The following is a 4,980-nucleotide window of genomic DNA, read 5'->3' on the forward strand; positions in this document are numbered from 1 at the left end:
GCGCTGCGCGGGATCGGCGGCGAGTGCGCGCGCCAGCACGGGGTCGGCCGCGGCGTACGCCGGCTGGGTCGGTGCCAGCGGCGGCACGGGTTTGGTCAGCTTCGACGCGAGCAGCGCCGCGGGACCTTCTCCGCCGAACGGTGCACGGCCCGAAAGGATTTCGTATGCGGTGCAGGCCAACGCGTACTCGTCGGAGGCCGCGCTCGCCGGTTCGCCGTCGATCACCTCGGGAGCAGCGTGGACGAGGGTGCCCAGGAACAAGTTGGTCGCTGTCACGTGCGGGGACTCCGCGGCGCGGGCGATCCCGAAATCGAGCGTCACCACCCGATCGATGGCGCCGGTTCCCGCGTCACGGGTGACGACGATGTTCGCGGGCTTGATGTCGCGATGGATCACGCCTCGACGGTGCGCGTGATCGAGGGCGTGGGCGACCGCCGTGATCACGGTGGTCGTCTCGCCGGCCGAGAGCCTGGCATGGGACAGGTCGGCACCGTCGAGGTAGGGCATCGTGAACCACGGAAGGCCGTCCTCGACGCCGAAGGCGTGGATCGCGATGATGTTCGGATGATCGAGGGACGCCACCGTCCGCGCCTCGTTGATGAAGCGTTCCCGCAGGCCGGGGGAGTGGGCGGCGCCCGCGATGACCTTGAGTGCCTGCTTGCGTCCCAACCCGGGATGCTCGACGAGGTACACCTCGCCCATTCCGCCCGCCCCGAGTTGTCCGATCACCCGATGACCGGCGAAGACCTGACCTTGTTCCAGCATCGAATCCCCCCGTCGATCCGATGAGGATAGCGAACGGTCGATGCACCGCCGTGATCGGCGCTGATTTCGCCGGCCGGCGCGGTCTCGTCAGATGTTCATATACGGCGAGACCGTGCTCCCGTGCTCGTTGACCCGCAGACGCGTGCCCAGCGAGGGGAAGGCACGTTGCGCGCAGTGCTGGCGCTCGCACACACGGCAACCGGCACCGATCGGGGTGATCCGCGCCTGCGGACCGATCTCGAGCCCGTCGGAGTAGATGACGCGCGCGGCATGTCGCAGCTCGCACCCCATGCCGATCGCGAAGGTCTTACCGGGTTGGCCGAAGCGTGCCGCCCGGCGCTCCACGGTCCGCGCGATCCAGAAATACTCACGGCCGTCGGGCATCTCGGCGATCTGGGTAAGGATCTTGCCCGGTGATCCGAACGTCTCGTACACATTCCACAGCGGGCAGGTGCCCCCGGAGGAGGAGAAGTGGAATCCGGTGGCGGACTGGCGTTTCGACATGTTTCCGGCCCGGTCGACGCGCACGAACGACCACGGGATGCCCCGCAGATTGGGTCGCTGCAACGTCGAGAGCCGGTGACAGATCGTCTCGTAGGAGACCGCGTAGAACGCCGAGAGCCGTTCGATGTCGTACCGGAAATCCTCGGCCGCACCGTGGAACTGGCTGTAGGGCAACAGGGTTGCGGCCGCGAAGTAGTTGGCCAACCCGTACCGGGCCAGCGAGCGGGCCTCGTCGCTGGTGAAGGTGCCGGCCTCGACGAGCTCGTCGATGAGATCACCGAATTCGAGCAGCGCCAATTCGGTCGCGAGCTTGAAGGCGCGCTGCCCCGACGACAGCGCCGCCGACACCTCCAGTCGGCGGGTGTCCGGGTCGAACCGGTGCAGCACATAGTCACCCAGGTCCACGCGGCGGACGACGGTGACCCGGTGGCGCTTCTCCAGGCGATCGATGATCTCGCGGCGCACATCACCGGAGTGCATGCGCATCCGGGTGGTCATCTCCTCTGCGGCGACGTCGAGTTCGTGAATGTAGTTGCGGCGCTGATAGAAGTAGTCGCGCACTTCCTCGTGCGGTGCGGTGATCGCGCCGCGCATCGATCGGTCGCCGCGTTCGTCGGTTGCCGCGGCGAGCTGATCGGAGGAGTTGCGGTAGCGCCGGTACAGCGTGACCATCGCGTTCGCGATGTCGGGGTGCCCGGCGACCATCGCACTGATCTCCTGCGGGTCGAGCGCGGTGTCGGTGGCCTCGACGTCGTCGTCGAGCAGCACCTCGCGGAGCTCGGCAACGAGGCGGACGTCGTCCTGGGAGTCGAAGAATCCGGCGTCGACGCCGAAGGTCTCGGTGATCCGGGCGAGCACCTTGGCGGTGAGCGGCCGCGCATCGTGCTCGATCTGGTTGAGATAGGACGGGGAGATCTCGAGTGTCTGGGCCAACGCGACCTGCGACAGGCCGCGCTCGGAACGCAGTTGGCGTAGGCGTGAACCCACGTAGGTTCGCGCACCCGCATAGGTCTTGGTCACCGCACACCTCCGCTGCTCACCGTCGCCGGGACCCGCCCGGCCGATGCGCCCGATCCCGGGGGAGTCGATGAGCTTCAGGGTACGGTGACGGCGTGCGGGTAGGGCGCGCTCATCGGCGCAGGGGGACGGGCTCGGGGCCGGCGGCGCTGGTGGTGGGCCTCGTCGCGGCGGTGACGGTGGCGTGTGGTCATGCACCGACGACCGTCCCCGATCTGGCGGCCGCGCCGGCCGACCTGCTGCTCGACCCGTCGACGCTGCCGGTCGGTTTCACCGCCACCGAGTTGTCGGTGCCCCAGCTCGTCGACGCCAACTCCACGCAACTCAAGGCCTCCGACGCCACCGAGATCACTCTGCCGCAATGCCGGCCCACCGCCGATGCGAAGCTCAACCCGACCCTGACCGAGGCGAATTCGGCGGTACTGGCCGCGCAAGCCTCCTTCGGCGGGCTCGTCGAGTTGGTGACCACACAGATGCGCGACATCGGCGCCGACGTGGCCGCCATGACCGGTGCCTGTGCGCGCACGCAGACGATGATCACGACGGGCAACCTCACCGGGACGAGCATCGTCACCGAGCACACCGAGATGGCCACGCCCGAACTCGGCAAGGACGCGGAGAAGGTCGAGCAGATGCTGCTCGTGAAGTCGGCGACGACGACCACCCTGGCGGATCGGTCGGTCCGCACGCGCATCGACTACGTGGGCTACGCGATCGTCGCCCGCCCGGGCGGGGCCGCTCCGGTCTCGGTGAGTCTCACGGTGTCCGGTGACCCGACCGACGCCGTCGCGCCACCCGCAGCGCCGCCCGCCGCCCAGCCCCCGCTCGCCGAACAGGACTTCGTGACGCTGTTCGGCAGTGCGCTGTCGGTGGCCGCGGCGGGCCGCAAGAGCTGACGACGGCGTCGCGCCGGGGCATTCTGCGGTGGCCCGCCGGCGATGGGCTGTCCGATTTTGTGTGAAGGTCGTCACATCCTCATGGCCGGGCGAGGCGGGCCGGCGCTCACGCTGGTTGCCCGCCCTCGCATCGAGGGCGTCGGTCGGATCGTCGAAAATCCCAGTACGCGCGTACTTTTTTATGAAACGCGCGCGGCCTTCACACATCGCCTTTCGCAAAATTTGCAAAACCGAGGGGAATTATGGCCAGTGTTCACACCACAAACCTCACTGGACCTGCGGCTTTGCCCTGTGGCACTCTTGGTTGCAGACACAACCGGATCGCTTCGGCGAGTTCGCAAAAGTGACGGCGGCCCTCGGGTCCCGGCCATCGATTGCACCACTCACCGAAACCGGGCGTCTGTCAGCAAGGGATTCGGCTCGGGTTTCACGCACGGGCCGGACCACCATCGGTCACGTCGGGCCGAGTAGTACAACGAAAGCGAAGTGGCTAATGAGCAACGTCGGAAAGCCCCGTACCGCCGCGGAGATCCAGCAGGACTGGGACACCAACCCGCGCTGGAAGGGCATCACCCGCGAATACACCGCCGACCAGGTCGTCGAGCTGCAGGGCTCGGTCGTCGAGGACCCCACCCTGGCCCGTCGTGGCGCCGAGATCCTCTGGGAGGGTGTCAACGGCGACAACTACATCAACGCGCTCGGTGCCCTCACCGGCAACATGGCCGTTCAGCAGGTGCGCGCCGGCCTCAAGGCCATCTACCTGTCCGGCTGGCAGGTCGCCGGTGACGCGAACCTCTCCGGTCACACCTACCCCGACCAGTCGCTCTACCCGGCCAACTCGGTGCCGTCGGTCGTGCGCCGCATCAACAACGCGCTGCTGCGCGCCGATGAGATCGCCAAGGTCGAGGGCGACACCTCGGTCGACAACTGGGTCGTGCCGATCGTCGCCGACGGCGAGGCCGGCTTCGGTGGCGCGCTCAACGTCTACGAGCTGCAGAAGGCCATGATCGCCGCGGGTGCCGCCGGTACCCACTGGGAGGATCAGCTCGCCTCGGAGAAGAAGTGCGGCCACCTCGGTGGCAAGGTGCTCATCCCCCCCCAGCAGCACATCCGTACCCTGACCTCGGCTCGTCTGGCCGCCGACGTCGCCGGCGCGCCGACCGTCGTCATCGCCCGCACCGACGCCGAGGCCGCAACCCTGATCACCTCGGATGTTGACGAGCGCGACAAGCCGTTCCTCGACGGCACCCGCACCGCGGAGGGCTTCTACGGCGTGAAGAAGGGCATCGAGCCCTGCATCGCCCGCGCCAAGGCCTACGCCCCGTACTCCGACCTGATCTGGATGGAGACCGGCAAGCCCGACCTGGAGCTGGCCCGCAAGTTCGCCGAGGCCGTCAAGAGCGAGTTCCCGGACCAGTTGCTGGCCTACAACTGCTCCCCGTCGTTCAACTGGAAGCAGCACCTCGACGACGCGACCATCGCGAAGTTCCAGAACGAGCTCGGCGCAATGGGTTTCAAGTTCCAGTTCATCACGCTGGCCGGCTTCCACGCCCTCAACTACTCGATGTTCGATCTGGCCTACGGCTACGCCCGCAACCAGATGAGTGCCTACGTCGAGCTGCAGGAGCGCGAGTTCGCCGCCGAGGAGCGCGGTTACACCGCCACCAAGCACCAGCGTGAGGTCGGTGCCGGATACTTCGACAAGATCGCCACCACCGTCGATCCCAACACCTCGACCGCAGCCCTCAAGGGCTCGACCGAGGAAGGTCAGTTCCACTAGGACTCGACTGTCCGCGAT

Annotated in this window: 4 protein-coding genes; 2 read left to right on the top strand and 2 right to left on the bottom strand. The window is 67.6% G+C overall.

Features of this window, described 5'->3' with window-relative positions:
- Both B1964_RS02185 and ramB read right to left on the bottom strand, forming a co-directional pair.
- Positions 1 to 765 (bottom strand): serine/threonine-protein kinase (locus B1964_RS02185; protein ID WP_139765598.1); only part of this gene is annotated, 765 nt, incomplete at its 3' end.
- An 87-nt stretch (positions 766 to 852) separates the two neighbouring features.
- Complete coding sequence (gene ramB, locus B1964_RS02190; RefSeq protein WP_079928630.1) at positions 853 to 2,289, bottom strand: acetate metabolism transcriptional regulator RamB; 1,437 nt, start codon at positions 2,287 to 2,289, stop codon at positions 853 to 855.
- A gap of 92 nt (positions 2,290 to 2,381) precedes the next feature.
- Here ramB and B1964_RS02195 point away from each other — a divergent pair, with 92 nt between their 5' ends.
- Both B1964_RS02195 and aceA read left to right on the top strand, forming a co-directional pair.
- Positions 2,382 to 3,182, top strand: a complete 801-nt coding sequence (locus B1964_RS02195) for a hypothetical protein (RefSeq protein WP_079928631.1) — start codon at positions 2,382 to 2,384, stop codon at positions 3,180 to 3,182.
- 493 nt (positions 3,183 to 3,675) lie between these two features.
- Complete coding sequence (gene aceA, locus B1964_RS02200; RefSeq protein WP_079928632.1) at positions 3,676 to 4,962, top strand: isocitrate lyase; 1,287 nt, start codon at positions 3,676 to 3,678, stop codon at positions 4,960 to 4,962.
- Positions 4,963 to 4,980 lie beyond the last annotated feature (18 nt).

Source organism: Gordonia sp. i37 (genome assembly GCF_002043085.1).
Taxonomy (GTDB): domain Bacteria; phylum Actinomycetota; class Actinomycetes; order Mycobacteriales; family Mycobacteriaceae; genus Gordonia; species Gordonia polyisoprenivorans.

Coding starts and splice junctions, on each gene's coding strand:
- aceA (WP_079928632.1), top strand. CDS start 3,676: ATGAGCAACGTCGGAAAGCCCCGTACCGCCGCGGAGATCCAGCAGGAC.